Source organism: Bifidobacterium sp. UBA6881 (assembly GCA_002451435.1).
Taxonomy (GTDB): Bacteria; Actinomycetota; Actinomycetes; order Actinomycetales; family Bifidobacteriaceae; genus Bifidobacterium.
Window position 1 is genome coordinate 34,923 of record DKCF01000032.1, and the last position, 299, is coordinate 35,221.

Annotated in this window: 1 protein-coding gene; it reads right to left on the reverse strand. The window is 62.9% G+C overall.

All coding sequences use genetic code 11. From position 1 onward, the window contains the following. Positions 1–299 (reverse strand): HisA/HisF-related TIM barrel protein (locus B3C64_RS02635; RefSeq protein WP_291533532.1); only part of this gene is annotated, 299 nt, incomplete at both ends.

A 299-nucleotide genomic window follows, 5' to 3' on the forward strand; every position in this document is an offset into this window, starting at 1 on the left:
CGGGCCACTTCGAGCGCCTCCTCCAAAGTGAAGGCGCGCGCGTACAGCGACTTGCCCAGAATCGCGGAATCCACGCCCAGTTCGGCGAGCTTCTTGATGTTGCGCAGATCGTCGAGCTTGGAGATGCCGCCGGACGCGGTGACCTTGGCATCGGTGCGTTCCGCCACTTCGCGCAGCAGTTCGAGATTCGGGCCGCTCATCATGCCGTCGCGAGCCACGTCGGTGACCACATACCGGGAGCAACCGACGGAATCCAGGAACTTCATGGTCTCGAACAGGTCACCGCCTTCCTTCACCCA